Source organism: Pseudomonas viciae, from assembly GCF_004786035.1.
Classification (GTDB): Bacteria; Pseudomonadota; Gammaproteobacteria; order Pseudomonadales; family Pseudomonadaceae; genus Aquipseudomonas; species Aquipseudomonas viciae.
Map to the genome: position 1 here is coordinate 1878763 of NZ_CP035088.1, position 25836 is coordinate 1904598.

The window sequence follows — 25836 nt, forward strand, 5'->3', positions numbered from 1 at the left end:
ACCCCATGAGCCAGACCGCGACCCTTTTGGTCATCGATGACGAACCGCAGATCCGCAAATTCCTGCGCATCAGCCTGACTTCCCAGGGCTACAAGGTGCTGGAAGCCGGCACCGGTACCGAAGGCCTGGCCCTGGCGGCGCTGAATAAGCCCGATTTGCTGGTGCTCGACCTGGGCCTGCCAGATATGGACGGCCAGCACGTGCTGCGCGAGTTTCGCCAGTGGTCGACGGTGCCGGTACTGGTGCTCTCGGTGCGGGCCAGCGAAGCGCAGAAGGTCGAGGCGCTGGACAACGGCGCCAACGATTACGTGACCAAGCCGTTCGGCATCCAGGAGTTCCTCGCCCGCGTCCGCGCACTGCTGCGCCAGGCCCCGGCAGGCGAACCCCAGGAAGCGGCGCTGCGGTTCGGCCCGCTGACGGTGGACCTGGCGTATCGCCGGGTGCTGTTGGACGGCGCCGAAGTGGCCCTGACCCGCAAGGAGTACGCGGTGCTGGCGCAACTGGCACGACACCCGGGGCGGGTCATCAGCCAGCAGCAATTGCTCAAGGACATCTGGGGCCCAACCCACACCGAAGACACTCATTACTTGCGGATCGTGGTCGGTCATCTGCGTCAGAAACTGGCCGACGATCCGACCCGGCCGAGATTCATTGCGACCGAGGCGGGGGTGGGGTATCGGTTGTTGGAAGAGGGTGGCAGTTAGTTTTTCACTGCCTGGGCTGCCGCCATCGCGAGCTTGCTCGCGATGAGGCCTGCGCAATCAATCGAGATTTCCCGGATTCAGTTCTGCTCACTCTCATACCGATCCAACGTATCACTGGCAATCTCCCGCCCAAGGGCGATCAACTCCGGCGCCTTGTAAAACTCAAAAAACCGACACACCCGTTTCGGCACGTTGATCAGTACGTCCGGCGGATAACCGGCGATTTTGTACTGGGCCAGCGATGTCTGCATCACCTCGAAACTCTGGTTGATCAAATCCAGTAGCGAAGCCGGGCCGACGTTATCGATGATGAACGAGCCGGTGGCGGATTTTGGTGCGCCTTCGGTTTGCGGCGCGGCGGCTGGTTGCTGGCCTTCAGGTTCGGCCGATTCGATCCACGGGTTGATCTCGGCGGCCTCGGCCTTCAACGCTTCCTGCTCCAGCAGCAACAATTGCTCGGCCTGCTTGCGGCGAAACGGCAGGCGCGAGCCCAGGGAACTGACGAGGGTGTCGAAGCGGCGCCTGAACGCGGCGGGGCGCGGGATCACCGGCAGTCTGTACTGTTTCTGGTTGGTGGCATTGAGATTGACCGCGATGATCAGGTCACAGTGGCTTGATACCACTGGCACGATTGGCAACGGATTGAGCAGGCCGCCATCTACCAGCATGCGGTTGCCCTGCATCACCGGCGTGAACAGGCTGGGAATCGCTGCCGAAGCCCGCATCGCTTGATGCAGGCAACCTTCCTGGAACCAGATTTCCTGCTGATTGGTGAGGTCGGTGGCCACGGCGGTGTAGGGAATGCGCAAGTCCTCGATATTGATGTCGCCGACGATCTTGTGGATCTGCCCGAAAACTTTCTCACCGCGAATAGCCCCCAGGCGAAAGCTGACGTCCACCAACCGCAGGACATCCAGGTAGTCCAGGCTCTCGATCCAGTCGCGGTAATCCTTGAGCTTGCCCGCGGCATAGATCCCGCCCACGACCGCGCCCATGGAGCAACCGGCGATGCAGGCAATGTCGTAGCCTCGTCGTTCGATTTCTTCGATCACCCCGATATGGGCATAGCCCCGGGCGCCGCCCGAACCCAATACCAATGCGACACGTTTTGTCATGATCCGGCCTCTTGTCGAACAGACTTCAACAATGCACTCATCGACGGCTGGGCTCAATCGTTCTGGCGAGGGCGTCGTTTTTTGACACGCCGTGGCGGCATTTGCGTATGCTCGGCCACACATGAATTTCCGTGGTCAAGCCAAGGCACTTTTCGCCTTTGCCACCGTCTTAACAGCACGACTGTTTTCTGACTTGAGGTGTAATCGATGAAAGCCCGGATCTGCCTGCCCCTGGTGGCGTCCCTGATGGTTCTGGCCCTGGCCGGTTGTGCAGGCAAAACCGCTTACCGCGACAGCTGCGGCAGCCAGCTCGACAGCGCCTGGCGTGAACTTGACCTGGCCAAGGCCGAAGGTTTTGCCGGCACCGTCAGCTACTCAAAGGCCCTGTCGTTGCTGACTGGCGCTAAGACCCAACAACAATTCGAAGCGTTCGAGGGCTGCTCGAAGAAGGCCGAGAAGGCGCGTTTCTACATCCGCGAATCCCGCGCAGGACGATAGAAACAGCGGCAAGCTGCAAGCTTCAAGCTAAGGGTGCACACTGCTGCTCACCCGAAGCTTGAAGCTGCGTACGGAGTACGTCCCCATGATTGATCGGCTAGTGGCCCAAATACTGGGCCTGGAAGTCCGGTTGCTGGCCTGTCAGGCCCGCTTGAATGCCCATACCGACAGCGAAGCACTGCATGACCTGCGGACCACGGTACGCCGATTGCGCAGCCTGCTGCGCCCTTTGCGCGGGTTGCCCGGCGTCGAACAGCTCGAAGCAGCCGCTTCGGCAGTCGGCACCCTGACCACGCCCTTGCGCGACCGGGAGGTGCTGGCGGCTTACCTTGAGCAGCACGGCAAAAGTGAAGCGGCGAAGCGGCGTCAGGTGCAAATGGCCGATGCTTATCCCGCCGTAGCCGCCAGCCCGGAATTGGCGCAGTTGCTGATGTTCCTCGATGCGTTTCCCCGTTTCATTCGCGCCGCCCAGCGCGAGGGACTGCTCAGGGGATTGCGCCAGCGCATCGAAAAGCGCCTGGATAAACAGTGGAAAAAGCTCGGTGAAGCCCTGCGCGATCCGGCCCATGACCGTCACCGGTTACGCCTGCTGATCAAGCGCGTGCGCTACGCCATCGAAGCTTATCCTGAACTCGACCGCCTGCCTGAAGCGGCCATGCCACGACTCAAATCCGCCCAGGGCGCATTGGGCGACTGGCACGATTGCTGGCAATGGTTGGCCAGGGCCGAGGAGGAGGCCGATCTGCAATCTTGTGTGCTGGTCTGGCAGGTCACCATGGAAAAGGCCGAGTCCAAGTCCGATAAGGTGCTCGATAAGCTGATGGCGAGCTGCTTCGAAAAATCCTGAGTTCGCTCCCACAGGGACTCATGGTGGATTCAAGGTTTGCGGCCTATCTGTCAGTCTCTTTGGCCGGAATGAGCGCTGTGCCGCCTGCCCGGGCTGGTTAAGATCCTTCCATCTTGTTCCCCTGTTTTCGAGGTCGTCATGCGCTTTTCCGATTTGATCGATGCTGTGCGCCGTCAGCCAGACGCCGTGACCATCGCGCCTGAATGGGGCCAGGGCCGCGCCAGTTTTGGCGGGTTGGTGGCGGCGTTGCAATATGAGGCAATGCGTGCCCGGGTGCCGGCGGATCGTCCGGTGCGCTCGCTGGCGATTACCTTTGTCGGCCCGGTCGAGCCCGACGTGCCCGTCAGTTTCGAAGTCGAGGTGGTGCGTGAAGGTAAGGCCGTCAGCCAGGTCTTGGGGCGTGCCGTGCAGAAAGGTCAGGTGGTGACCGTGGTGCAAGGCAGCTTCGGCGCATCGCGTCCCTCCGTGGTGGCGGTGCCGGCCGATCCCGCGCCTGAATTCAAAAGCGTGGAGCAATGCCAGGAGCTGCCTTACATCAAGGGCGGCACCCCGGAGTTCATGCGTCACCTGGCGCTGTGCTGGAGCGTCGGTGGCCTGCCGTTCACCGGCAATAAATCCCGGAGCATGGGCGGCTGGGTGCGCTTGCGCGGGGACGTGAAGGAGGAGCCGTTGAACGAAGGCCACATTCTGGCATTGGTGGATGCCTGGCCGCCGGCATTGTTGCCGCACCTCACGCAAATGGCCCCGGGCAGTACGCTTACCTGGACCATTGAGTTCGTCCAGCCGCTGCTGGAGCTTACGACACTGGACTGGTGCAAATACCTGGCCGACATCGAGCACGCCCAGGACGGTTACGGCCATGTTGCTGCGAAGTTCTGGAGTGCCGACGGCCGCTTGATCGCCATGAGCCGGCAGACGGTGACCGTTTTCGGCTAAGGCTCTGCGTGACTGTGGTGCTGCAACCCGAGTGCGGCGACCACGCCGATAATGCCGATGGCGACATCGGCCAGACTCTGGCTGAACACTCCCGACACCATCAGCACAAACGCAATGATGAACAGCGGAACGGCCATCAGGTACGACGCCTGGTGGGTCGGCTGGCGATGATTTCCAGGGTGGGCGCGCCATTGCCAGGCCGCAAGGTTGGGGTGACGTTTGCCCATGATGCTGATCCTTGAGTTCATGAAACTGAATGACCCAAGAATAGGCTTGGCCGGGCAGGGCGGCGAATCACGGTTGGCTATCGACGCGATAGGTGGCGATAGCTCTTTCACCCTCGTGGCAGGCACTGTTTTTGTGGCGAGGGGATAAATCCCCTCGCCACAAGAGCTGCTGCGCGGTTCTACAGCTTGAGCTGTCCGATCGCCCTGTTCAACTCACCGGCCAAGGTCGCCAGTTCATGGCTGGTGGTGGCCGAGTCCACTGTCTGGCGCACGGTGTTTTCGGTCACGTCGCGAATACTCACCACTGCCCGATTCATCTCCTCGGCGACCTGGCTTTGTTGTTCGGCCGCGACGGCAATCTGGGTGTTGCTCTCGCGCATCTGCGCCACAGCCCCAGTAATCTGCTCCAGTGCCTCGCCGGCCTCGCGGGCCTGTTGTACGCAATCGTCGGCCTTGTGCGAGCTCTCCTGCATGAAATCCACTGCGTCTTTGGTTCCGGCCTGCAGTGCCGAGATCATGGTGGTGATTTCATCCGTGGAGATCTGCACTCGCTTGGCCAGGTTACGTACCTCGTCGGCCACCACGGCAAAGCCCCGGCCCATCTCGCCAGCGCGAGCGGCTTCAATGGCCGCGTTGAGGGCCAGTAGATTGGTTTGTTCGGCGATGCTGTGAATCACACTGACCACGCTGTTGATCTTCTGGCTGTCTTCAGCCAGGCGCTGGATCATCTCGGCGGTCTGCTGCACGCCCGAAGACAGCCCGGTGATCGACTGTTGCACGCGGCCGACCACTTCGCGGCCATTCCCGGCCAGGGCGTCGGCGGTTTTCGACAGGTCACGGGTGGCGCCGGCATGTTGGGCGATGTGATAAACCGTGGTGGACATTTCATTGATCGCCGTGGCCGCCTGATCAGTTTCGCTTTGCTGGCCGAGCATGCCGTGGCGAACATCGTTCATGCTCGACGCCAGGCGCGCCGCGCCGCTGTCGAGTTGCCGGGCAGTGCTGGCGACGGTGTCCACCACACGTTGATATCCGGCCTGCATGGCATTGAATGCGGCGGCCATCTGGCCCACTTCATCCTTGCAGGCCAATGGCACGCGGGCGGACAGGTCACCGGTTTTTTCCACGTGCAGCATCACGTCCTTCAGGGTGTTGAGCTGGCTGAGCAGAAAACGGATCAATAACTGCGACGCCCCCAGCATTGCCAGCATCAGCACGAACACTGCCACGGCGTATTGGCTGAAGCGCTCGCCGAACACTTGGCTCAGGCTGGCGCCATGGGCCAGTACGGCGAGGCGTTGGTCGTCGCCTCGACGGATCACTTCGGCGCCCAGCAGGGGATCGTCGCCGAACAGCGCTCCGGCGTTCAGTTCAACCCAACCATCGGCCTGCACCAACGAAGGCAATGGTTGTTCGTTGAAAACGGGGGCCTGATCACGCTGGAACGTCAGGAGGTAGTCGGCCGTGGGCAAGGGTTGCCCGGCAGGCCAGGCGTTGAGCAAGTGAGCCTGTGCCTGGGCGTTCGCCTGGGCCGCATGGTTGCGCGCTTGTTGCTCCAGATGCACGGCGTAGAGCACCAGCAGCAAGGTGGTGACAAAGGCGACCGCATTGACCGCCCAGAATTTGTACTTCAGTGAGATATTGCTAAGCCAGGCACCCATGGAAGGTCTTCTCTGATAGCGGAAACAGCATTGGCAAGGTGCCATTATTGTGCCGCTACTCAGGTGCCGGGATTTTGATGTGGGTCAACAGACACCGCAGATCCTCTAATGTGAGAGCGAGCAAGCCCGCTCCCACAAGGGGGATGTGTGTTTAATCGGAAATGATGGGCAACCCAAAAAACGCCCGGGCACAGGCCGTGCTGTGGGCCGCCAGGTCTTCCTGGGTTTCGCCTCGATGCACGGCGACTTCACGCAAGACCTCTGGCAGGTAGGCCGGCTCATTGCGACCGTTCTTCGGTTTGGGTCGCAGCGTGCGGGGCAGCAGGTACGGCGCGTCGCTTTCGAGCATCAGCCGACCGCGGGGTATTTCGCGCACCAACGGATGCAGGTGCGTGCCTCGGCGTTCATCGCAGATCCAGCCGGTGATGCCGATGTGCAAATCCAGATCGAGGTAGCTGAACAGGGCCTTTTTTTCACCGGTAAAGCAATGCACCACCGCAGCAGGCAACTGGTCGCGAAATTCCCGGAGGATTTCCAGCAGGCGTTGATCGGCGTCCCGTTCGTGGAGGAAGACCGGCAGTTGCAATTCCACCGCCAGGGCAAGATGTTCCTCCAGGACTTTTTCCTGCTGCGGTCGGGGGGAGAAGTCCCGGTTGAAATCCAGTCCGCACTCACCCACGGCGCGGACGCGGCTTTGCCTCAGCAAATCCTTGAGGTGCCTGGCACTGTCGGCAGTCCAATCGCTGGCGCTGTGAGGGTGAATGCCAGCGGTGGAAAACAGCCGCTCTGCGCTGTCGTCGAGGCGTTCGCACAGCGCCAAAGCCTGTTCGCTGCCCTCGATGCTGGTGCCAGTCAGGACCAGTTGGCAGACCCCGGCTTCATTGGCGCGCTCAAGCACCGCCTGGTGTTTGTCGGCAAAACTGGGGTTGGTCAGGTTGACGCCGATATCGATGAGTTGCATGGTGCTACCTCGGCCCAAAGGCCGGAAAGCATATCAGAGCTGTAGATTTATAAGAAAAGCCAAGAACTACAACGAGTTGAGGCTGTCTGTTGAGGCCGCGAGACACGTCAGGTTGGTATAAACGCCATCACTGTGCCAGTCTTGCGCACTTTTTCAGCGCCCCAGGTGCTCTGTTTCTGTCGACCCAGCCTGGTTTTCAAGGAGGCGGTCCACAGTATTCCTTCCGGAGAGTGGATGACACGTCCCCAGGTGTTGCTACTGTTATGTTGTTCGCTGTTGCTGCCGATGCCGGCCGAAGCGCGGCTGCCTGGCCCGGTGCAGGCCGTGGCGCCGGGCACGGTGCGCGATCTGGCGCAAATCCGCAGCAGCCGGGTGCTGAAGGTTCTGGTCAACCAGAGTCGCAACAGCTCCGGTGAAGTCCAGGGCCAACCCATTGGGGGCGAATACCATCGGTTGCGAGCGTTCGAGCAATACCTCAACGGCCACGCCCGGGATGGCCAGGAAATCACCCTCAAGATCATTCCCATGGCCAAGGACCAGCTACTTGGCGCCTTGCGGCGCGACGAGGGCGACCTGGTGGCGCCCGGTGAGTTGCTCGATCCCCTGACTGGCCATGGGGTCAGCGCCAGTGATCCGATCCGTACCGACGTGCCGTTGTTGCTGGTGGGCATCAAAGGCGAGAAGCGCTACACACGAGTAGAGCAGTTGTCCGGCAAGACCCTGGCCCTGCCTAACGGCAGTGCGGCGGGGGATGCGGTAAGCCAGATCAACCAGAAGCTCGCGTTGCTCAAGTTGCCACCGGTGAAGGTCGAATGGGTTGACCCAACCCTGGCGGTGGAAGATGTGTTGGAAATGGTCCAGGGTGGAATTTTCCACCTGACGATCGTCGAGCAGCCCATCGCCGAACGCTGGGGCAAGATCCTGCCCAAGCTGCGCTTTGATCGCCAGGTGCTGATCGGTGAACCGGCTGACGAGTATTGGTTCGTTCGTCGCGACGCTGCCATGCTACGGGCGAGCATCGACCAGTTCCTGGCGATCTACAAGGTACCGGCCAACCAGGATGCTGCGTTCCTGCGCATCTACCGCCGCTTGTACCAGGTTCACTATCCGCTGGCCCGGGCTGATCGTCAGCGCCTGGAGAAGCTGCGTCCGGTGTTGCAAAAACATGCCGAGGCCCAGGGCATGGACTGGCTCAACCTGGCGGCCCTGGCATTCAAGGAGTCAGCCCTGCAACCCAACGCCCGCAGCGGCAGCGGCCCTACCGGCCTGATGCAGATTACCCCGTCGGCGGCCCAGCGAGTCGGGGTCAATAACATTCAGAACCTGGATGCCAACGTGCAGGCCGGCGCCAAGTACCTGGCCCTGATCCGTCGCAAGTTCTTTGCCAGCCCCAAGCTTAACGAGCGCGAACGCATGGCTTTCGTGTTGGCGGCCTACAACATGGGGCCTGAGCGCGTCCAAGGCATGCGTGCCGAGGCCCGGCGACGAGGGTTGAACCCCAACCAGTGGTTTTTCCAGGTCGAGCGCATTGCCATGGAGCAAGTGGGAATGGGCGCCGTCAGCTATGTTAATAGTGTGAACAAATACTATCTGGCGTTTGATCGTGAGCGGGAGTCGCTGGAACCGAAGGAGCAAAAGGTTGCATTGCGTAAGTGATCGAATAAACTGATTGGTATCACGGAATTATTCCGCTTTTAACATGAGTTTTATTGATTAATATGGCGGCCAACCCAACACATCCCAAGGAATGCACCTTATGAGCACTCTCATCAACAAAGTTCTGTTCACCCGCGCCGGCTACGGCCTGACTGTCCTGCGCATCGTTGTCGGTATCATTTTCGCCGCTCACGGCTCGCAGAAACTCTTCGGCCTGTTCGGTGGCTACGGTCTGGCGGGGACCGCGCAGTGGATGGAAAGCATCGGCCTGACCCCAGGTTATGTGATGGCGACACTGGCGGGCGGTACCGAGTTTTTCGCCGGCCTGGCGCTGATCATTGGCCTGTTGGCCCGTCCAGCAGCATTGGGCCTGGCCTTCCTGTCGCTGGTGGCGATTTTCTCCGTGCACATCGGCAACGGTCTGTTCATGGCCAACAACGGTTATGAGTTTGCCCTGGCGTTGCTGGCCGGCAGCATTGCGGTGTTGATCGAGGGGGCTGGCAAACTGTCGGTCGATCGTGCCATCGCCGGTTGATTACCTGATTTGATCCCGAGGCCCGTCTTGCACGGGCCTTTTTTGTCGGCGTCGATTCTTGACACTGGCCGGTCAGCTTCTCTAGGATGCTGCTCATGCGCCGATTTAAACAGCTACTTGCGGGGCGCCAGGTGACTGATCCAGTTGCCGACAGAAGCCGGAAAGCCGGGCTTCGAAATACCGCTAAAGCGCTGGTTCGGTGTTGCCTCTCACCTGCCATGCAGACTTTTGAGGCAGAGACACGACACGATGAACGCACCCAGCCCCCTTGTACGTCTTGCGCCGATCACGGCGAACCTTCTGCAGCGCAATCCAAAAATTCTCCTGGGCGGTACCCACCAGCCAACGCTGTTGCGCTATCTCGATGGCTGGCCACGACGCAGTCACGGGCCGGCTGCTTTCCTGATCCAATTCATAGAAGACGGTGAGTCCCTGGCACGTTTCGCCGACGACAGTTTCGACCTGGCCGTCATCCAGTCCCCCAGTGCCGCGCAAGCGCCTGAAATGATCCGGCAACTGACCCGTGTTGCACGACAGGGCTTGATCACTCGTCGTTGAGGTGATCGGCTCTTACGAATGCAGGTTACGGATAATTGATATCCACGATGTAAACCTGCTTTTCTCCGGTCGGTGTCTGTACTTTGACCTCAGCGTCCAGGGCCTTGCCAATCAGGGCCCGTGCCAACGGTGAATCGATGCTGATCAGGTTCTGCTTCAAATCGAGCTCGTCCGGGCCGACGATGCGGTAGCGTGATTCTTTGCCATCCTCGTCTTCGACCGTGACCCAGGCGCCGAAATACACTTTGTTTGGATCGCTGGGTTTTTCACTGACTACTTTGAGCGCTTCAAGGCGCTTGGTGAGGAAGCGCACGCGACTGTCGATTTCCCGCAGCATTTTCTTGCCGTAGGTGTATTCGGCATTTTCCGAACGATCACCCTGGGCCGCCGCCTCGCTGACTGCCTGGGTCACTTGCGGACGGCGCACATGCCACAGTTCATGGAATTCAGCACGCATCCGCGCCTCACCCTCGGGGGTGATCAGCGCGGTGCCGGCGGTGCGGGGTGGACGATAACGGCTCATGGCAACTTCTTGTCAGGGTGAAGTCGGAGTCTATCAACCCTCGCGCAACACTGTCAGCGGGCTGGCATTGAGCGCACGACGGGTGCCAAACACGCCGGCGGCGCCGATCAGCAAGGCGCCCACCAGCGGCAATACCAGCAGCCACGGATGCGGATGCCAGGGCAGGTCGAAGGCGTAACGGTAGAGCACCAGGCTCACCAGTTCCGACCCCAGGGCCGCGAGCAGGCCGCTGACCGCACCCAGCAAGCCGAACTCGATGCGCCGGGCCTTGACCAGCAATGGCCGCTCGGCGCCCAGGGCACGCAGCAGCGCACCTTGGCGAATCCGTTCGTCGAGGGTGGCCTGTAGACCGGAGAAGAGCACGGCCATCCCCGCCGCCAGCACGAACAGCAACACATACTCCACGGCCAGCGTCACCTGGGCCAGGATGCTGCGCAGTTGTTCCAGCAAGGCTTCGACCTGCAGGATCGTCACCGCCGGGAAGGATCGGGCCAGGTCGACAATCTGTTGGTCGTGACCGGCCGCCAGATAGAAACTGGTGAGGTAGGTGGCTGGTAGATCCTTCAGCGTGCCCGGCTGGAAGATCATGAAGAAGTTAGGCTGGAAGTTGTCCCAGTTGATCTCTCGCAGGCTGGTGACCTTCGCTTCACGGTTGACGCCACCTACGCTGAAGACCAGGCGATCGCCCAACTTGATCTTGAGGTTCTCGGCCACTTTGCCTTCTACCGAAACCCCTGGAATATCGTCCGTTGGTTGCTGCGACCACCAGGTCCCGGCCGTGACGACATTGCCCGGCGGCAGGTCGGCGGCCCAGGTCAGGCTCAGGTCGCGCTGCAGCGCCCGGTCGCCCGCCGAGTCCTTGGTGACAAACTCCTTGGCCGGTTCGCCGTTGATGCTGATCAGCCGCCCCGGGACAACGGGGTAGAGCGGCGCCGATTGCGCCGACAACGCCAGCAGCTTGTCGGTGAAGGCCTGCTTGTCGTTGGGCAGGATGTTCAGGGCGAAATAGTTCGGGGCATTTTTCGGCAACTGGTTTTGCCAGGTGTCCAGCAATTCGCCGCGCAACAGCGCGATCAGCGCCATGGACAACAGAATCAGGCCGAATGCCAGTGCCTGTCCGGCCGCCGCCAAGGGATGGCGCAGCAACTGACCGAGGCCCAGTCGCCAGGGCAATGAGGCGCGGGCCAGCATGCGGCGCAGGCTCTGGAGCAGCAACAGCAGCAGGCCGCCGAGGACCAGCGCCGCCACGACGCCACCACCGAGCAGGGCGAAGGTGAGTACCAGGTCCAGGCTCAGACGCCACATGATCAGGCCAAGGGCACCCAATGCGGCACCGTAGATCACCCAGGAGCTGGAAGGGATCGGCAGCATGTCCCGGCGCAGCACGCGCAACGGCGGTACCCGGCCCAGCGCGGCCAGTGGCGGCAGGGCGAACCCCGCCAGCGCCACCAGCCCGGTGCCGATCCCGGCGATCGCCGGCAGCAGGCCACCCGGCGGTACGGTGGTGGGCAACAAGTCATGCAACAGGGCGAACAGGCCCAACTGGGCGATCCAGCCAAGCAGGGCGCCGCTGATGCTGGCCAGCAGGCCCAATATGGTCAATTGCAGGCTGAACAACACCATGGTTTCCCGGCGTGACAGACCCAGGCAGCGCAGCAGGGCGCTGGCATCGAAACGCCGGGTGGCAAAGCGATTGGCCGAGAGCGCGACGGCGACGCCGGACAGCAACACCGCCACCAGGCTGGCCATGTTCAGGTAGCGCTCGGCCTTGCCCAGGGCACCACCGATCTGCCGGTTGCCGTCGCGGGCATCCTGCAGGCGCTGGTTGGCCTCCAGGCCCGGCTTGATCAGGTCGCGGTAGGTCTGCAGTGCGGTCGCCGGGCCGCGCCACAGGTCGCGATAGCTGACGCGGCTGCCGGGCTGCACCACGCCAGTGGCGTCCAGGTCCTTGAGGTTGATCAGGACCCGGGGTGTAAGGCTGTAGAAATTACCGGCGCGATCCGGTTCATACGTCAGCACCCGGCTCAGGCGCAGGGTTTGATTGCCGACGTCGATGCTGTCGCCGATCTTCAGGTCCAGGGCCGTCAGCAGCCGTGCTTCGACCCAGGCCTCGCCAGGGTTCGGTCGGCCGCCGGTTTCTTCCGGGGCGAATGGTGCAGGGGCGCTTTTCAGTTCGCCGCGCAGTGGGTAGATGTCGTCGGCGGCCTTGACGCTGGAAAGCTGGATGCCATTGTCGGTGGCGACGACGCTGGAAAACTCCACGACCCGGGCATGTTCCAGGCCCAGCTCGGTGCCACTGCGGATTTGTTCGGGACGGGCGGGCGAGCTGCCTTCGAGCAGCAGGTCGGCGCCAAGGAATTCGGTGGCGCGCATCATCATCGCGCCGTTGAGGCGGGCACCGAAATAACCGATGGCGGTGCTCGCCGCCACCGCCACCAACAGGGCGAAGAACAATACGCGCAATTCGCCGGCGCGGGCATCGCGCAGCAATTGACGGACAGCGAGACTGAACAGGCGCAACAGCGGCAAACGTGCCATCAAGGCTCCAGGGGCGCGACCATCTGGCCCGCTTCAAGTCGGATCAGGCGCCGGCAGCGATGGGCCAGGCGTTCATCATGGGTGACCAGCACCAGGGTCGTGCCGCTTTCCTTGTTCAGCTCGAACAGAAGATCGCTGATGCGCTCGCCGGTGTGGCTGTCGAGGTTGCCGGTGGGCTCGTCGGCGAACAGCACATCGGGCTCGGCGGCAAAGGCGCGGGCGATCGCCACGCGTTGTTGCTCGCCACCGGAGAGCTGGCGGGGCGAGTGGGTCAGGCGCTGGCCCAGGCCGACCCGCTGCAGCAATTCCGTGGCGCGTTCGCGAGCGTCGCGGCGACCGTCCAGTTCCAGCGGCAGCATGACGTTTTCCAGTGCGTTGAGGCTGTCGAGCAATTGGAACGACTGAAAGACAAAACCGACATGTTCGGCACGAATCCGCGCCCGCTGATCTTCATCCAGCGTGCTGAGGGCCTGGCCGGCGAGGGTCACTTCGCCGCTGCTGGGCAGGTCGAGGCCGGCCAGCAAGCCCAGGAGGGTGGATTTGCCGGAACCTGATGCGCCAACGATGGCCAGGCTGTCGCCCTTGTTCAGTTCCAGGCTGAGTTCGTGCAGGATGGTCAGTTCACCTTCCGCGCTGGGAACCACTTTGCTAAGGTCCTTCGCGGTGAGAATGCTTGAGCCCATGGAGAATCCGATGCGTGTGTGGTTTTTGAGTGCCGGCCTGGCCTTGATGTGCATGGCCCAGAACGCAGCGGCGGGTACAGTCCTGATCGTTGGCGATAGTATCAGCGCGGCTTTCGGCCTGGATACCCGGCAAGGTTGGGTATCGTTGCTCGAGCAACGGCTCAAGGCCGAGGGTTTCGACGACAAAGTGATCAATGCATCGATCAGTGGCGACACCAGCGCGGGAGGCCAGGCGCGCCTGCCAGCGCTGCTTGCAGCCCATAAACCGGAACTGGTGATCCTCGAGTTGGGGGGCAACGATGGCTTGCGCGGACAGCCGCCAACACAATTGCAACAAAACCTTGCAGCGATGATCGACAGCTCCCGCGCCAGCGGTGCCAAGGTGCTGTTGCTGGGCATGCAACTGCCGCCCAACTATGGGCGTCGATACACCGATGCCTTTGCCCGGGTCTACAGCACTCTGGCCGAGGAGAAACAGGTGCCGCTGGTGCCGTTTTTCCTCAAGGACATCGGGGGTGTCCCCGGGATGATGCAAGGCGATGGCCTGCACCCGTCCGTCGCGGCCCAGGGCAAGTTGCTGGAAAATGTCTGGCCGACGCTCAAACCGCTGCTTTGACGCTTTTCTACAGGCGGTCTTTCGGCTAATGTGGCGCCCCCGATTTGGAGCCCCTGATGCCGCGTCCCGCCTGGTCCCTGTTTGCCTACCAACTGATCGAGCCTGACGAGCAGCTGGACCTGTTCGCCTGCCAGGAAGTGCGGGTGCATCTGGTGACCCGGCAGTTGGAACTCGGCGGCTCGGCCGACCGGACCCTCTGCGGCAGCCTGCTACCGGCCCAGCCGCGATGGTCGAGTGTCGACCGCAAGATCTTCCAGGATCATCGCCTGTGTTCATTGTGCCGGGCGATTCTGGAGTCGCAGAAACGCGGCACCTCGCCGATCTGGCCGGAGTTGCGGTTCGAGTTGTAGCGCACTGATTCGAAGCCCGCCTCCACAGGAGTTTGTGGTGGATGCCAATCCGGTGAATGCCTCAAAAAATGCTGCGCATCGGACGCCTCATTGCCGCCCTCCCCGAAATAACAGGTGGCGGTGTACAATCGCCGTTTTCATACCCTCTGTTCGTTTTGCGAAGGATTTCCGGATGTTGCCGCGCTTGCCTGCCGTCGCCCGCTGCTTGTCTCTTGCCGCCCTGTGTATGGCTGGCCCCGTTGCAGCATTGGAGCTGCCCCTGCCACCGCCGGGTGAAGACATCATCGGCCAGGTGCAGGTCATCAAGGCCAAATACGAAGACACCTTTGCCGACCTGGGCACTGCCTACGACCTGGGCTATACCGAGATGGTCGCCGCCAACCCGGGCGTGGATCCGTGGTTGCCGGGCGCCGGCACCGAGATCGTGCTGCCGACCCGGTTCATTCTGCCGCCGGGCCCGCGCCAGGGTATTGTGATCAACCTCGCCGAGTACCGTCTCTACTACTTCCCCAAAGGCCGCAACGTGGTCTACACCTTCCCACTGGGGATTGGTCGGGAAGGCTGGGGTTCGCCGATCGCCCACACCAGCATCATCGCCAAGACCCCGAACCCGAGCTGGACCCCGCCGGCCTCGATCAAGGCCGAGCATGCCGCCGACGGCGACCCGCTGCCTAACGTGGTGCCGGCTGGCCCTGATAATCCGCTGGGGCCGTTCAAGTTCACTTTGGGCACCCCGGGCTACCTGATCCATGGTTCGAACAAAAAGTTCGGTATTGGCATGCGCACCAGCCATGGTTGCTTCCGGATGTTCAACAACAACGTCCTGGAAATGGCCGGCATGGTGCCGGTAGGCACTTCGGTGCGGATCATCAACGACCCGTACAAGTTGGGTTTGAGCGGTGGCAAGGTTTACCTGGAAGCCCATACACCGCTGGACGACAAGGGCAACCCGTCGGTGGTGGACAAGCACACCGCGGTGATCAACGCGATGCTCAAGCGTGAAGACATTACCAGTAACCAACGCATGAACTGGGATGTGGTGCGTGACGTGGTGGCTGCCGAAGACGGCCTGCCAGTCGAGATCGCTGTTCCGAGTACTTCCGCACCGATGGTCTCAAGTGCACCGCTTGATCTGCAGCAATAAAGGCTGATTAGAGCCCGCCGATGTTTTGCGACGTCGGCGGGTTTTTTATTGCCTGGGTAAACACCGGGCAAAAAAAAGCCGACCCAAAAATGGGTCGGCTCGATAACAATCCCGAAGGACTATTACTTGCGGCTAGCTTTGTCCAGCATGCGCAGAGCACGCTCGTTAGCTTCGTCAGCAGTCTGTTGTGCTTTTTGAGCAGCAGCCAGAGCTTCATCAGCTTTACGGTAAGCTTCGTCTGCACGAGCCTGGGAGCGAGCTGCTGCGTCTTCGGTAGCAGTCAGACGTGCTTCGGTTTCTTTCGATGCGCTGCTGCAACCGGTAGCCAGAACTGCGGCCAGGGCCAGAGCAGAGAATTTCAGAACGTTGTTCATCGTGTTCCCCTTCAAGGACTTTCTATTAGTGACTGTCTCCTCAGACTGAGGAGTTAGCCGGCGTACATACTACCCATTACTCGTAGTAAGTAAACTGACGTAGCGCAAGAAGCAAAAAAATTGTAGGCGGTGATTCTTTTTCGAGCAACTTTTCTGAGGATTGTTTGAAAAATATACAGCCTCGAGCCCCTGGCGGGAGCGCGCGGATGAAGGAAAGTTCCGCTTGCAGGAGAACACTTCCAACCCGCGCTAACGTCGTTGTTTATTGATTCAGATGCACTTTTGTACAAAATTTGCTCAATGCCTCAAGCATCTTTATTGGTTATTGGCGGTGACTTTAATAACGGGCGCTCGTCTCAAGACTCAACAACTGGCGATGTTCAGCTATTGCACCTTGGCCGACTACCGCACGACGGTGGCGCTCAATCGATAAACCCGAGAGGGTTTCCCCTTCAATGACGGGCGTGCCTTGAGCATTTGCGTCATTGGTGCCTACTATTCACGACGTGCTCGGGTTTGAGCGGCTGGGTTTTTGACGCTCGGTGACCAGACAGGCACGGGGTGGCGTAGATGTTCCTTCGCCGGAAAAACATCGGTAAGGTAGGGGTCAGCATTCAGACCCGCGAGGAGTAGTGATGAGCGAGGCGTTGTCCATCCACCATGACCAGGCTGGTCATCAGTTCGAGACCAATGTGGACGGTCATCGTGCTTATCTGACCTATATGGACCTGGGCAAACAGACCTTGGATATCTATCGCACTTTCGTGCCCAACGCCTTGCGCGGCAGAGGCATTGCGGCGGCGTTGACCGAAAGGGCGTTGCAGTATGCCGAAGAAATGGGCTACACGGTGATCCCATCCTGCTCCTACGTGGAGCGCTACATGGAGCGTCACCAACGGCACGCGGCGAAGCTCTGACACAACGGATTCCCCAATAAAAACGCCGGACTGAAAAGCCCGGCGTTTTTTTATGCGTTGCTTTTTATGCGTTGAAGCAGGCCGATCAGCTGCGCTGGCGCTTGGGCAGCACGTCCTTGAGTTTGGCGTGCATGCTACGCAGGGTGTTCTCGGTTGCGCTCCAGTCGATGCAGGCATCGGTGATGGAGACGCCGTATTGCAAGTCGGCGAGATCCTTGGGGATCGCCTGGCAGCCCCAGTTCAGATGGCTTTCGACCATCAGGCCGATAATCGACTGGTTGCCTTCCAGGATCTGGTTGGCCACGTTTTCCATCACCAGCGGTTGCAGCGCCGGGTCCTTGTTGGAGTTGGCGTGGCTGCAGTCGACCATGATGTTCGGCTTGATCTTGGCCTTGTTCAGCGCCTGTTCACACAGGGCGACGCTGACCGAGTCGTAGTTCGGCTTGCCGTTGCCACCACGCAGTACCACGTGGCCGTAGGCGTTGCCCTTGGTGGTGACGATCGACACGCCACCTTCCTGGTTGATACCCAGGAAACGATGTGGGCTGGAAACCGACTGCAAGGCGTTGATCGCCACGGTGAGGCCGCCGTCGGTGCCGTTCTTGAAGCCCACGGCCGAGGACAGGCCGGAGGCCATCTCGCGGTGGGTCTGGGATTCGGTGGTGCGCGCGCCGATGGCCGACCAGCTGATCAGGTCCTGCAGGTATTGCGGGGAGATCGGGTCCAGGGCTTCGGTGGCGGTGGGCAGGCCCATTTCGGCCAGGTCCAGCAACAATTGGCGGCCGATGTGCAAGCCGTCCTGGATCTTGAAGGAGTCGTCCAGGTACGGATCGTTGATCAAGCCTTTCCAGCCGACGGTGGTGCGCGGCTTTTCGAAATACACCCGCATCACCAGGTACAGGGTGTCGGAGACTTCCGCGGCCAGCACTTTGAGGCGCTCGGCGTATTCGTGGGCGGCCTTGATGTCATGGATCGAGCAGGGCCCGATGACCACGAACAGGCGATGATCGGTGCCGTCGAGAATGTTGCGAATGACTTCCCGGCCCTTGGTCACGGTGCGCAGGGCAGCATCGCTCAAGGGAATATCGCGCTTGAGCTGGTCAGGCGTGATGAGGGTCTCGTTGGAGGCGACGTTAAGGTCGTTGATCGGTAAATCAGCCATCGTGTTACTCGTCAGGTCACGGGTGCCGGCCGCCAGCGATCCCCGCGCGGCGGTGCACAGCGGATTTTAAGCGCGTCGGGGAGCCGAACCTTATCGCGTTACGAGGCTGCTCGACAATGGGCAAGGGCGGGTTTAATCCCCTATTGACTGGGTAAAAGCCTTTAAGGGGGGGCTGCAAGAGATTCGTGAGCGGATGTAATGAAGATTGCGCGGCGCGCCGCTCACGCTGATAGTGTGCAGGGGCCGTTTACCAGAGGAGGTTGCAAAGATGCAGGCAGGCGTTAAACCGCGGATCGGGATGATCGGCACGGGGGCGATTGGCGGATTCTACGGCGTGATGCTGGCGCGCGCTGGTTTCGACGTGCACTTCTTGCTGCGCAGCGAATTTGGTGCCGTGGCCGACGGCGGCCTGCAGGTCGACAGCGCGGTTCATGGCGCGCTGACCCTCAATCCGGCCCAGGCATATCGCTCGGCGGCCGACATGCCGCCTTGCGACTGGTTGCTGGTCGGCGCCAAGACCACCAGCAATGCCGACCTGGCCCCGGCCATCATCCAGGCTGCCGCTGACGGTGCAAAAGTCCTGTTGCTGCAGAACGGCCTGGATGTCGAGGACGAGCTTCGCCCGTTGCTGCCGGACTCTCTGCATTTGCTGGGCGGCCTGTGCCTGATCTGCGTGCATCGTGTTGGCCCCGGCGTCATCGCCCACCAGGCCCTTGGCGCGGTCAACATTGGGTATCACAGTGGTCCTTGCAATCATCAGGCTGAGCGCATGGCGATTGTCGAGCAAGGGGCGGGGCTGTTCCGCAGTGCCGGTATCGACTCCCAAGCCATGCCTGACCTGCAACAGGCCCGTTGGCAGAAACTGGTGTGGAACGTGCCGTACAACGGCCTTTCGGTGCTGTTGGGCGCCAGCACCACGCCGTTGATGGCTGACGATCACAGTCGTGGATTGATCCAGGCGCTGATGGGGGAAGTGGTGCGCGGCGCCCAGGCGTGCGGCCACCATGTTGCGCCGGGCTACGCCGAGTATCTGTTCGCGATGACCGAAAAGATGCCCGACTACTGGCCGAGCATGTATCACGACTATTCCCACAAACGTGCGCTGGAGCTGGAGGCGATCTACGGCCGGCCATTGGCGGCGGCGAAAGCTGTGGGGTGTGAGCTGCCGAAAATCGAAGCCTTGTATCAGGCGTTGGCGTTCATCGATCGACGCAACCGCTGATCGGGCGAAAGGGGAAGCGACATGGCAAATAACATCGACGACAAACTGGTGCTGGCGATTTCGTCGCGAGCGCTTTTCGATTTGAGTGAAAGCCACAAGGTGTATCTGTCCAGCGGTGTCGAGGCCTATCGGCAATACCAGATCGAGCATGAAGACGAAGTCCTGGCCCCCGGGGACGCGTTCGCCCTTGTGCAAAAGCTGTTGAACCTCAACGAACATTTGGGCCGGGCCCGGGTCGAGGTGATCCTCGTCTCGCGCAACAGTGCCGATACCGGTCTTCGCGTGTTCAACTCGATTCATCACTATGGCCTGGCGATCTCCCGTGCGGCGTTCGTCGGTGGGCGCAGTCCTTATCCTTACCTCAAGGCGTTCGGTTGCGACCTGTTTTTGTCCACTCATGCCGAGGATGTGCGCAGCGCACTGGATGCCGGGTTTGCCGCGGCGACCATTCTGTCGGGTGGCGCCAGCCGCGCCGCCAGCGAAGAATTGCGCATCGCCTTCGACGGCGATGCGGTGCTGTTTTCCGATGAGTCCGAGCGGGTCTACCAGACCGGTGGTCTGGAAGCGTTCCAGGCCAGCGAGCGCCAGGCTGCACGCGAGCCGTTGCGAGGCGGACCGTTCAAGGGTTTCCTGGCGGCGCTCAATGCGCTGCAACGCGAGTTTCCCGAGGACGCCTGTCCGATCCGCACGGCTTTGGTTACTGCCCGTTCGGCGCCAGCGCACGAGCGGGTCATCCGCACGTTGCGCGAGTGGGATATTCGCCTGGACGAATCGCTGTTTCTCGGCGGCCTGACCAAGTCGGCGTTCCTCGAAGCCTTCGCCGCCGATGTGTTTTTCGACGATCAGACGGGCCACTGCGAACTGGCCCGCGAGGTGGTCGCCACGGGGCACGTGCCCCATGGCATCAGTAATGAAGTGAAGCTCTAACTGCCCGTTGTTCAGGACGTTACACCGCACGTCACGCTCCTCTAGGCACTGCTAAGCTGAATCAATCTCCGCCATCTTGGCACGCGAGGAGGTCACATGATTCGTTCGATGCTGTACGCCACAGACCTGGGGCTCTATGCCCCCTATGTGATGCAGCATGCCTTGGCGCTGGCACGGACGTTTGAAGCCGAGTTGTATGTAGTGCATGCGGTGGAACCGATGGGGCTGTTCGCCGAATCGGTGTTGCAAAGCTATCTCGATGAGCAGGCGCTGAACGAATTCCATAGCCAGGGTCTGAATACGGTGATGGCCAATATCGAACAGCGGGTGCTCGACAGCTTTCGAGAGGAGTTGGGGGAGGGGCAGCAGGACTTGAAGCTGATCAAGTCGGTGAGGGTGTACCAGGGCGATCCTTCGCAAGTCATTCTCGAACAGGCTGCGAAACTCTCCGTCGATTTGCTGATCGTCGGCAGCCATTGCCAGGGAGCAAGTGGCGAGAGCCCCTTGGGTAGGACCGCCGCACGGGTATTGCAGTTATCCCGGGTGCCGGTCTACCTGGTGCCGTTGGTGCAGCGCCGACGGCAGGGGGAGGCTTGAGGCTAAATAATAGTGTCTTATAAAAAGTTCTAGATTTATTGTCTAAACCTTCCATATAGTTATATACCGTCGCTGATGCCCGTGGCGTCCAACTGCTTTGAGGGATACATATGAAGCTTCAACAACTGCGCTACATCTGGGAAGTGGCGCACCACGACCTCAACGTTTCCGCTACTGCCCAAAGTCTCTACACGTCGCAACCCGGCATCAGCAAGCAGATCCGCCTGTTGGAAGATGAACTGGGCGTCGAAGTCTTCGCCCGCAGCGGCAAGCACCTGACCCGCGTGACCCCGGCCGGTGAGCGCATCATCACCACGGCTGGCGAGATCCTGCGCAAGGTCGAAAGCATCAAGCAGATCGCCCAGGAATTCTCCAACGAGAAAAAAGGCACCCTGTCGATTGCCACCACCCACACCCAGGCCCGTTATGCGCTGCCTCCGGTGATCAGCAACTTCATCAAGCAATACCCGGACGTGGCGCTGCACATGCACCAGGGCTCGCCGATGCAGATCGCCGAAATGGCTGCCGACGGTACGGTGGATTTCGCCATTGCCACCGAGGCCCTGGAGCTGTTCGGTGACCTGGTGATGATGCCGTGCTATCGCTGGAACCGCTGCGTCGTCGTGCCCCAGGGCCACCCGCTGACCAAGCTGCCAAAGCTGACCCTCGAAGCCTTGGCCGAGTACCCGATCGTCACGTACGTATTTGGTTTCACTGGCCGTTCGAAACTCGACGAAGCCTTCAGCCATCGCGGCCTGACTCCGAAAGTGGTGTTCACCGCCGCCGACGCCGACGTGATCAAGACCTATGTTCGCCTCGGGCTGGGCGTGGGCATCGTGGCGAAAATGGCCGTTGACACCAAGCTCGACAGTGACCTGGTGGTGTTGGATGCCAGCGAGTTGTTCGAGTCCAGCGTGACCAAGATCGGCTTCCGTCGTGGCACCTTTCTGCGCGGTTTCATGTGCGACTTCATCGAGAAGTTTGCCCCGCACCTGACCCGGGAAGTCATGGCCAAGGCCATCCAGTGCCACAACAAGCAGGAACTCGAAGAGCTGTTCGACGGTGTCGAACTGCCGGTGCACTAAGGCCCAACCCTTCTAGATCGCCTCGGTGACAGCGAACTGTTGCCGGGCGCCCGCTACGACGATCTCCACCTCATCCCCTTCGAATTTGCCCAACAGGCCTCGGCCCAGTGGCGAGCGAGGGGTGATGACCGTGATCGGCTGTCCCACCAGCGAAACCTTCAACCCCGCCGCATCGGGCCCCAGAAACAGCCATTGCTGGCGACCCTCCTCGTCCTCCAGCCCGATCAACGTGCCCACCTGAATGCCGCGCTGATCGTCGTATGGCCTGAGCGTCAGGTTTTGGCAAAGGGTCAGGGCCTGGCGGATTTCTTCCACGCGCCTGGCTTGTCCGGCGGCGAGGTAAGACGCTTCCAGGCCCAGGGTGTCGTACTTGTTCTCGGCGATGTTTTCCTCGTGGGTCGCGGTTTCGTAGGCGGTCTGCGCGGCGCGCTCGGCGATGTCGAGATCAATCTTGAGCTTGTCGAGAATCAACTGGTGGACGGTCTGTTTGTTCATGATCATTCACAGAATTGCAAAACGTTGGCGCGGCTTTTTTCGCTGGGCGCGTTCTGGTCCTGTTGCAACCAGAACTGGCACTTGGGGTTGGACAGGTTGCGCGGGTTGCTACGGACCTGATCGAGCGCCTGGCGCTGCTCGTTCCTTTGCAGGTTTTGCTGATACTGCTCGAACATCGGCGTTGGCGGTTCGGGGGGCGGTTGCACGGCCGGTGGTTGCGCCAGTTGATGGACGGCGGCGGCCACCGGGGCCAGTTGTTCGTTGAACGGGAATCTGGACAGCAGCCAGCCGGTCAACACGATGGCGAGGAACCCCAGCCACAGGCCCAGGGCAACGCTGACGGTCAATTGCAAGGCTGAGAGACGCGGGGCTGGCGGGTGATCAGGCATGGCTGCATCCTGGCAGGGGCACGGGGAGGCGATGATTGTCGCATGAAGATTAATCGCCGTCGGCTCTTCTGCATCATCGGTTTATTCGGGACAATCGGAGCTTTGCCACAAGGAGTCGGGAATGACCGTGCGTTGGGATATTTTTTGCACCGTCGTCGATAACTTTGGCGACATTGGCGTTACGTGGCGCCTGGCTCGGCAATTGGTAGCCGAGCATCAATGCACGGTGCGGTTATGGGTCGATGACCTGCGGGCCTTCGAACGGCTGTGTCCGGAAATCGACGTCAGCCTCGGCGAGCAATGGCAGCAAGGCGTGCAGGTGCGTCACTGGCCCAAGGAATGGTTGCCTACCGAGGCGGCTGATGTGGTGATCGCTGCGTTTGCCTGTCAGTTGCCGAGCGCCTACATGGATGCAATGGCCGAGCGCCAGACCACGCCATTGTGGATGAACCTCGATTATCTGAGCGCCGAGGATTGGGTGGTCGGCTGCCATGGCTTGCCGTCGGTCAAATACAAGCATGTGCAGAAGTACTTCTTTTTCCCCGGCTTCCAGGCGGGGACAGGTGGCCTGCTGCGTGAGGCAGGTCTGCTGGAGCGCCGTCGGCAATTTCAACAGAATGCCCAGGCGCAACGAATATTCCTGCAAGGGTTGGGTGTCGATCGGGAGGCGGATGCCTGTCTGATTTCGCTGTTTGCCTACGAAAACGCCGGGCTGGCGAGTTGGTTCGACGCCATGGCAGCCGATACCCAGGCATTTCACGTGCTGGTGCCCGAAGGGCGGGTACTGGGCGATGTCGAGCGTTGGCTTGGGGTCGATGGCCTGAAGGTGGGGGCGCTGCATCGGCGCGGCGCACTGACGGTGCAGGTACTGCCGTTCGTCCGGCAGGATCAGTACGATCAACTATTGTGGTGCTGCGACTTCAACGCCGTGCGTGGCGAAGACTCCTTTGTGCGCGCCCAGTGGGCCGGTCGACCGCTGCTCTGGCACATCTATCAGCAGGAAGAAGACGTTCATCTGGAAAAGCTCGAGGCATTTCTCAGGCTCTATACCCAGGGGCTTTCGCCGGCGGCGCAAAAAGCGATCAGCGGTCTTTGGCGGGCCTGGAATGCCGGCCAGGACATGACCGAACACTGGAAAGCCACCCGCCAAGAGCAGCAGGAACTGGCCGAGCATGCCCAGGCGTGGTGTCTGGAACAGGCCTCGCGAGCCGATCTTGCCGCAGCGCTGGTGAAGTTTTATGGAAATTGGATATGATACGCGGCCTAGATTTTTGTAAATCCCATCCAAATTCGGATATTCGCAATGAAAACTGGTAAAGAACTGAAACCCGGGACCGTGATCCGTCTCGAAAACGATCCTTGGCTGGTTCAGAAAGCTGAGTTCACCAAGTCGGGTCGTAACAGCGCGATCATGAAGACCAAGCTGAAGAACCTGCTGACCGGTTACAAGACCGAGATCGTCTACAGCGCCGATGACAAACTGGACGACGTGATCCTCGACCGCAAAGAAGCGACCCTGTCCTTCATCAGCGGCGACACCTACACGTTCATGGACACCACTGACTACACCATGTACGAGCTGAACGCCGAAGACATCGAAAGCGTTCTGCCGTTCATCGAAGAAGGCATGACCGACGTCTGCGAAGCCGTGTTCTTCGAAGAGCGCCTGGTTTCCGTAGAGCTGCCGACCACCATCGTGCGTCAGGTTGACTACACCGAAGGCTCCGCTCGCGGTGACACTTCCGGCAAGGTGATGAAGCCTGCCAAGCTGAAGAACGGTACCGAGCTGTCGGTTGCTGACTTCATCGAAATCGGCGACATGATCGAGATCGATACCCGCGAAGGCGGTTCCTACAAAGGCCGCGCTAAATAAGCGAAGTCTTGTGTATGAAAAAGCCCGACCATTGAGTCGGGCTTTTTTATTTGCACTGTCTCCTGTTAGACCGGGGGACAGCGGGAGCTTGTGTGGGAGCAAAGCTTGCTCGCGATATAGGCACCTCGGTTCCAGAGGCACCGCGTCGCTTTCATCGCGGGCAAGTCTTGCTCCCACAGCCCTCGCCACAAAGGCTTTGGCCTGCAGTCACTTCAGGTGTTGCTTGAGCTCTTCGGACGCCTGCAACATCGCCGAACGCACCGCTGGCACCTGGCTCACCACGTTGAGTAAACCGTAGTCGTGGATCATGCCGTTATAGCGCACGGCGGTGACGGGCACCCCGGCCGCGTCCAGTTTGCGGGCATAGGCTTCACCCTCATCGCGCAACACATCGGCCTCGGCGGTCTGTACCAACGCTGGCGGCAGGCCCTTGAGTTGTGCGGTCGTGGCCCGCAACGGCGAGGCATAGATCTCGTTACGCTGCCCGGCATCGGTGGTGTAGTTATCCCAGAACCACTTCATCATGTTTTTGCTGAGGAAATGTCCTTCAGCGAACTGGTTGTAGGACGCGGTCTCGAAGCTGGCGTCGGTCACCGGCCACAACAGCGCCTGGAAACGGATCGCCGGCGTGCCTTTGTCCTTGGCCATCAGCGCCACGACGGCCGCCATGTTGCCACCGACGCTGTTGCCTGCCACGGCCAGGCGCTTGCCATCGACGTTGATTTGCTTGCCGTGTTCGGCCACCCATTTCGTCGCGGCGTAAGCCTGGTTGATCGCCACCGGATAGTGCGCCTCGGGTGAGGGCGTGTAGTTGACGAACACCGCGACGGCGCCCGAACCCGCCACCAGATCCCGAACCAGCCGTTCATGGGTCGGGAAGTCTCCCAGGACCCAACCGCCGCCGTGGAAAAACATGAACGCGGGCAGCTCACCCTTGACCCCGGCCGGCCGGACGATGGTCAGGCTGATCGGCTGGCCATCGACCTGGATGGTTTTCTCGCTGACGTCAGCCTTGGGCAAGGTCAGTTTCACACCTGCCTGGGCGCCGACCAGGACGGCGCGGGCGTCCTTGGGCGACAGCTGCTCCAATGGCTTGCCGGTGCCGGCATTCAGCGCATCGAGAAACGCCTGGGTGTTGTGTTCGACGATGCCGTCGGCGAAGGCGCTGCTGACGCTGAGCGCGAGAAGGGTGCCGGTCAGGGCTTTGCTGAGCGTGTTCATGTGCATCTCCTTAAGTTCGGGT

General features: G+C 60.9%; 28 protein-coding genes and 1 pseudogene. 17 read left to right on the plus strand and 12 right to left on the minus strand.

Features of this window, described 5'->3' with window-relative positions; genetic code table 11:
* The first annotated feature begins 5 nt into the window (after positions 1-5).
* Complete coding sequence (locus tag EPZ47_RS08620) at positions 6-704, plus strand: response regulator (protein ID WP_135844394.1); 699 nt, start codon at positions 6-8, stop codon at positions 702-704.
* Between the two features lie 77 nt (positions 705-781).
* Here the strand turns inward: EPZ47_RS08620 and EPZ47_RS08625 are convergent, their stop codons facing one another.
* Positions 782-1819, minus strand: a complete 1038-nt coding sequence (locus EPZ47_RS08625; protein WP_135844395.1) for a patatin-like phospholipase family protein — start codon at positions 1817-1819, stop codon at positions 782-784.
* A 207-nt stretch (positions 1820-2026) separates the two neighbouring features.
* Here EPZ47_RS08625 and EPZ47_RS08630 point away from each other — a divergent pair, with 207 nt between their 5' ends.
* The 3 genes from EPZ47_RS08630 to EPZ47_RS08640 all read left to right on the plus strand — a co-directional run bounded on the left by EPZ47_RS08630 (position 2027) and on the right by EPZ47_RS08640 (position 4100).
* Positions 2027-2317, plus strand: a complete 291-nt coding sequence (locus EPZ47_RS08630) for a hypothetical protein (RefSeq protein WP_135844396.1) — start codon at positions 2027-2029, stop codon at positions 2315-2317.
* An 85-nt stretch (positions 2318-2402) separates the two neighbouring features.
* On the plus strand, positions 2403-3164 hold the full coding sequence (locus EPZ47_RS08635) for a CHAD domain-containing protein (protein WP_135844397.1): 762 nt from the start codon (positions 2403-2405) through the stop codon (positions 3162-3164).
* A 138-nt stretch (positions 3165-3302) separates the two neighbouring features.
* A complete protein-coding gene (locus tag EPZ47_RS08640; protein WP_135844398.1) occupies positions 3303-4100 on the plus strand; it encodes an acyl-CoA thioesterase in 798 nt (265 codons plus the stop codon).
* 5 nt (positions 4101-4105) lie between these two features.
* Here EPZ47_RS08640 and EPZ47_RS08645 read toward each other — a convergent pair.
* The 3 genes and pseudogenes from EPZ47_RS08645 to EPZ47_RS08655 form a co-directional block, all read right to left on the minus strand.
* Positions 4106-4327, minus strand: a pseudogene (locus EPZ47_RS08645) (terminase); the annotation flags it as partial.
* A gap of 179 nt (positions 4328-4506) precedes the next feature.
* Positions 4507-5988 carry a methyl-accepting chemotaxis protein gene (locus EPZ47_RS08650; RefSeq protein WP_135844399.1) on the minus strand — a complete coding sequence of 494 codons (1482 nt, stop codon included), beginning with the start codon at positions 5986-5988 and terminating at the stop codon, positions 4507-4509.
* A gap of 151 nt (positions 5989-6139) precedes the next feature.
* On the minus strand, positions 6140-6949 hold the full coding sequence (locus tag EPZ47_RS08655) for a TatD family hydrolase (RefSeq protein WP_135844400.1): 810 nt from the start codon (positions 6947-6949) through the stop codon (positions 6140-6142).
* A gap of 234 nt (positions 6950-7183) precedes the next feature.
* Here EPZ47_RS08655 and EPZ47_RS08660 point away from each other — a divergent pair, with 234 nt between their 5' ends.
* The 3 genes from EPZ47_RS08660 to EPZ47_RS08670 all read left to right on the plus strand — a co-directional run bounded on the left by EPZ47_RS08660 (position 7184) and on the right by EPZ47_RS08670 (position 9698).
* Complete coding sequence (locus EPZ47_RS08660; RefSeq protein ID WP_135844401.1) at positions 7184-8605, plus strand: MltF family protein; 1422 nt, start codon at positions 7184-7186, stop codon at positions 8603-8605.
* A gap of 100 nt (positions 8606-8705) precedes the next feature.
* Complete coding sequence (locus tag EPZ47_RS08665) at positions 8706-9140, plus strand: DoxX family protein (RefSeq protein WP_135844402.1); 435 nt, start codon at positions 8706-8708, stop codon at positions 9138-9140.
* A gap of 249 nt (positions 9141-9389) precedes the next feature.
* Entirely contained in the window at positions 9390-9698 is a 309-nt protein-coding gene (locus EPZ47_RS08670) for a class I SAM-dependent methyltransferase (protein ID WP_135844403.1), read from the plus strand.
* Between the two features lie 25 nt (positions 9699-9723).
* On the opposite strand, the gene greB is transcribed toward EPZ47_RS08670, so the two are convergent.
* Genes greB through EPZ47_RS08685 form a run of 3 tightly spaced genes read right to left on the minus strand, consistent with a single transcriptional unit; the run spans position 9724 to position 13442 of the window.
* Complete coding sequence (gene greB / locus EPZ47_RS08675) at positions 9724-10221, minus strand: transcription elongation factor GreB (protein WP_135844404.1); 498 nt, start codon at positions 10219-10221, stop codon at positions 9724-9726.
* Positions 10222-10254: 33 nt separating this feature from the next.
* The gene (locus EPZ47_RS08680) at positions 10255-12759 is read right to left on the minus strand and encodes an ABC transporter permease (protein ID WP_135844405.1); all 2505 of its coding nucleotides are present in this window, start codon (positions 12757-12759) and stop codon (positions 10255-10257) included.
* Entirely contained in the window at positions 12759-13442 is a 684-nt protein-coding gene (locus tag EPZ47_RS08685) for an ABC transporter ATP-binding protein (RefSeq protein ID WP_135844406.1), read from the minus strand. The genes EPZ47_RS08680 and EPZ47_RS08685 overlap by 1 nt, the downstream gene beginning before the upstream one ends.
* Before the next feature lie 10 nt (positions 13443-13452).
* Here EPZ47_RS08685 and EPZ47_RS08690 point away from each other — a divergent pair, with 10 nt between their 5' ends.
* The 3 genes from EPZ47_RS08690 to EPZ47_RS08700 all read left to right on the plus strand — a co-directional run bounded on the left by EPZ47_RS08690 (position 13453) and on the right by EPZ47_RS08700 (position 15552).
* Entirely contained in the window at positions 13453-14058 is a 606-nt protein-coding gene (locus EPZ47_RS08690) for an arylesterase (protein ID WP_135844407.1), read from the plus strand.
* A 56-nt stretch (positions 14059-14114) separates the two neighbouring features.
* Positions 14115-14408, plus strand: a complete 294-nt coding sequence (locus tag EPZ47_RS08695; RefSeq protein ID WP_003199347.1) for a hypothetical protein — start codon at positions 14115-14117, stop codon at positions 14406-14408.
* 172 nt (positions 14409-14580) lie between these two features.
* Entirely contained in the window at positions 14581-15552 is a 972-nt protein-coding gene (locus tag EPZ47_RS08700; RefSeq protein WP_135844408.1) for a L,D-transpeptidase family protein, read from the plus strand.
* 122 nt (positions 15553-15674) lie between these two features.
* Here the strand turns inward: EPZ47_RS08700 and oprI are convergent, their stop codons facing one another.
* A complete protein-coding gene (gene oprI, locus EPZ47_RS08705; protein ID WP_003199355.1) occupies positions 15675-15926 on the minus strand; it encodes an outer membrane lipoprotei OprI in 252 nt (83 codons plus the stop codon).
* Positions 15927-16561: 635 nt separating this feature from the next.
* Here oprI and EPZ47_RS08710 point away from each other — a divergent pair.
* Positions 16562-16843 (plus strand): GNAT family N-acetyltransferase, encoded by a 282-nt coding sequence (locus tag EPZ47_RS08710; RefSeq protein WP_003183779.1) that lies wholly within the window; start codon positions 16562-16564, stop codon positions 16841-16843.
* Between the two features lie 85 nt (positions 16844-16928).
* On the opposite strand, the gene EPZ47_RS08715 is transcribed toward EPZ47_RS08710, so the two are convergent.
* Positions 16929-18005 carry a 3-deoxy-7-phosphoheptulonate synthase gene (locus EPZ47_RS08715; RefSeq protein ID WP_003183777.1) on the minus strand — a complete coding sequence of 359 codons (1077 nt, stop codon included), beginning with the start codon at positions 18003-18005 and terminating at the stop codon, positions 16929-16931.
* A 268-nt stretch (positions 18006-18273) separates the two neighbouring features.
* On the opposite strand from EPZ47_RS08715, the gene EPZ47_RS08720 reads away from it, so the two are divergent.
* The 4 genes from EPZ47_RS08720 (at position 18274) to cysB (ending at position 21836) form a co-directional block, all read left to right on the plus strand.
* Positions 18274-19227: a putative 2-dehydropantoate 2-reductase gene (locus EPZ47_RS08720; protein ID WP_135844409.1), complete on the plus strand. Its 954-nt coding sequence runs from the start codon at positions 18274-18276 to the stop codon at positions 19225-19227.
* 21 nt (positions 19228-19248) lie between these two features.
* Positions 19249-20154, plus strand: a complete 906-nt coding sequence (locus EPZ47_RS08725) for a 5'-nucleotidase (RefSeq protein WP_135844410.1) — start codon at positions 19249-19251, stop codon at positions 20152-20154.
* A gap of 96 nt (positions 20155-20250) precedes the next feature.
* Positions 20251-20751: a universal stress protein gene (locus EPZ47_RS08730; RefSeq protein ID WP_135844411.1), complete on the plus strand. Its 501-nt coding sequence runs from the start codon at positions 20251-20253 to the stop codon at positions 20749-20751.
* Between the two features lie 110 nt (positions 20752-20861).
* Positions 20862-21836, plus strand: a complete 975-nt coding sequence (gene cysB / locus EPZ47_RS08735; protein ID WP_003199376.1) for an HTH-type transcriptional regulator CysB — start codon at positions 20862-20864, stop codon at positions 21834-21836.
* Positions 21837-21848: 12 nt separating this feature from the next.
* Here cysB and EPZ47_RS08740 read toward each other — a convergent pair whose 3' ends face one another.
* Together EPZ47_RS08740 and EPZ47_RS08745 are read right to left on the minus strand one after the other, a co-directional pair.
* Entirely contained in the window at positions 21849-22331 is a 483-nt protein-coding gene (locus tag EPZ47_RS08740) for a GreA/GreB family elongation factor (RefSeq protein ID WP_135844412.1), read from the minus strand.
* Positions 22332-22333: 2 nt separating this feature from the next.
* Positions 22334-22720 carry a cytochrome b/b6 domain-containing protein gene (locus tag EPZ47_RS08745; protein ID WP_135844413.1) on the minus strand — a complete coding sequence of 129 codons (387 nt, stop codon included), beginning with the start codon at positions 22718-22720 and terminating at the stop codon, positions 22334-22336.
* Positions 22721-22841: 121 nt separating this feature from the next.
* On the opposite strand from EPZ47_RS08745, the gene earP reads away from it, so the two are divergent.
* Positions 22842-23975, plus strand: a complete 1134-nt coding sequence (gene earP / locus EPZ47_RS08750; protein ID WP_135844414.1) for an elongation factor P maturation arginine rhamnosyltransferase EarP — start codon at positions 22842-22844, stop codon at positions 23973-23975.
* Positions 23976-24023: 48 nt separating this feature from the next.
* A complete protein-coding gene (locus tag EPZ47_RS08755; protein ID WP_003199385.1) occupies positions 24024-24593 on the plus strand; it encodes an elongation factor P in 570 nt (189 codons plus the stop codon).
* A 207-nt stretch (positions 24594-24800) separates the two neighbouring features.
* Here the strand turns inward: EPZ47_RS08755 and EPZ47_RS08760 are convergent, their stop codons facing one another.
* Positions 24801-25814, minus strand: coding sequence for an alpha/beta hydrolase (locus tag EPZ47_RS08760; RefSeq protein ID WP_135844415.1), 1014 nt, complete (start codon positions 25812-25814; stop codon positions 24801-24803).
* Positions 25815-25836 lie beyond the last annotated feature (22 nt).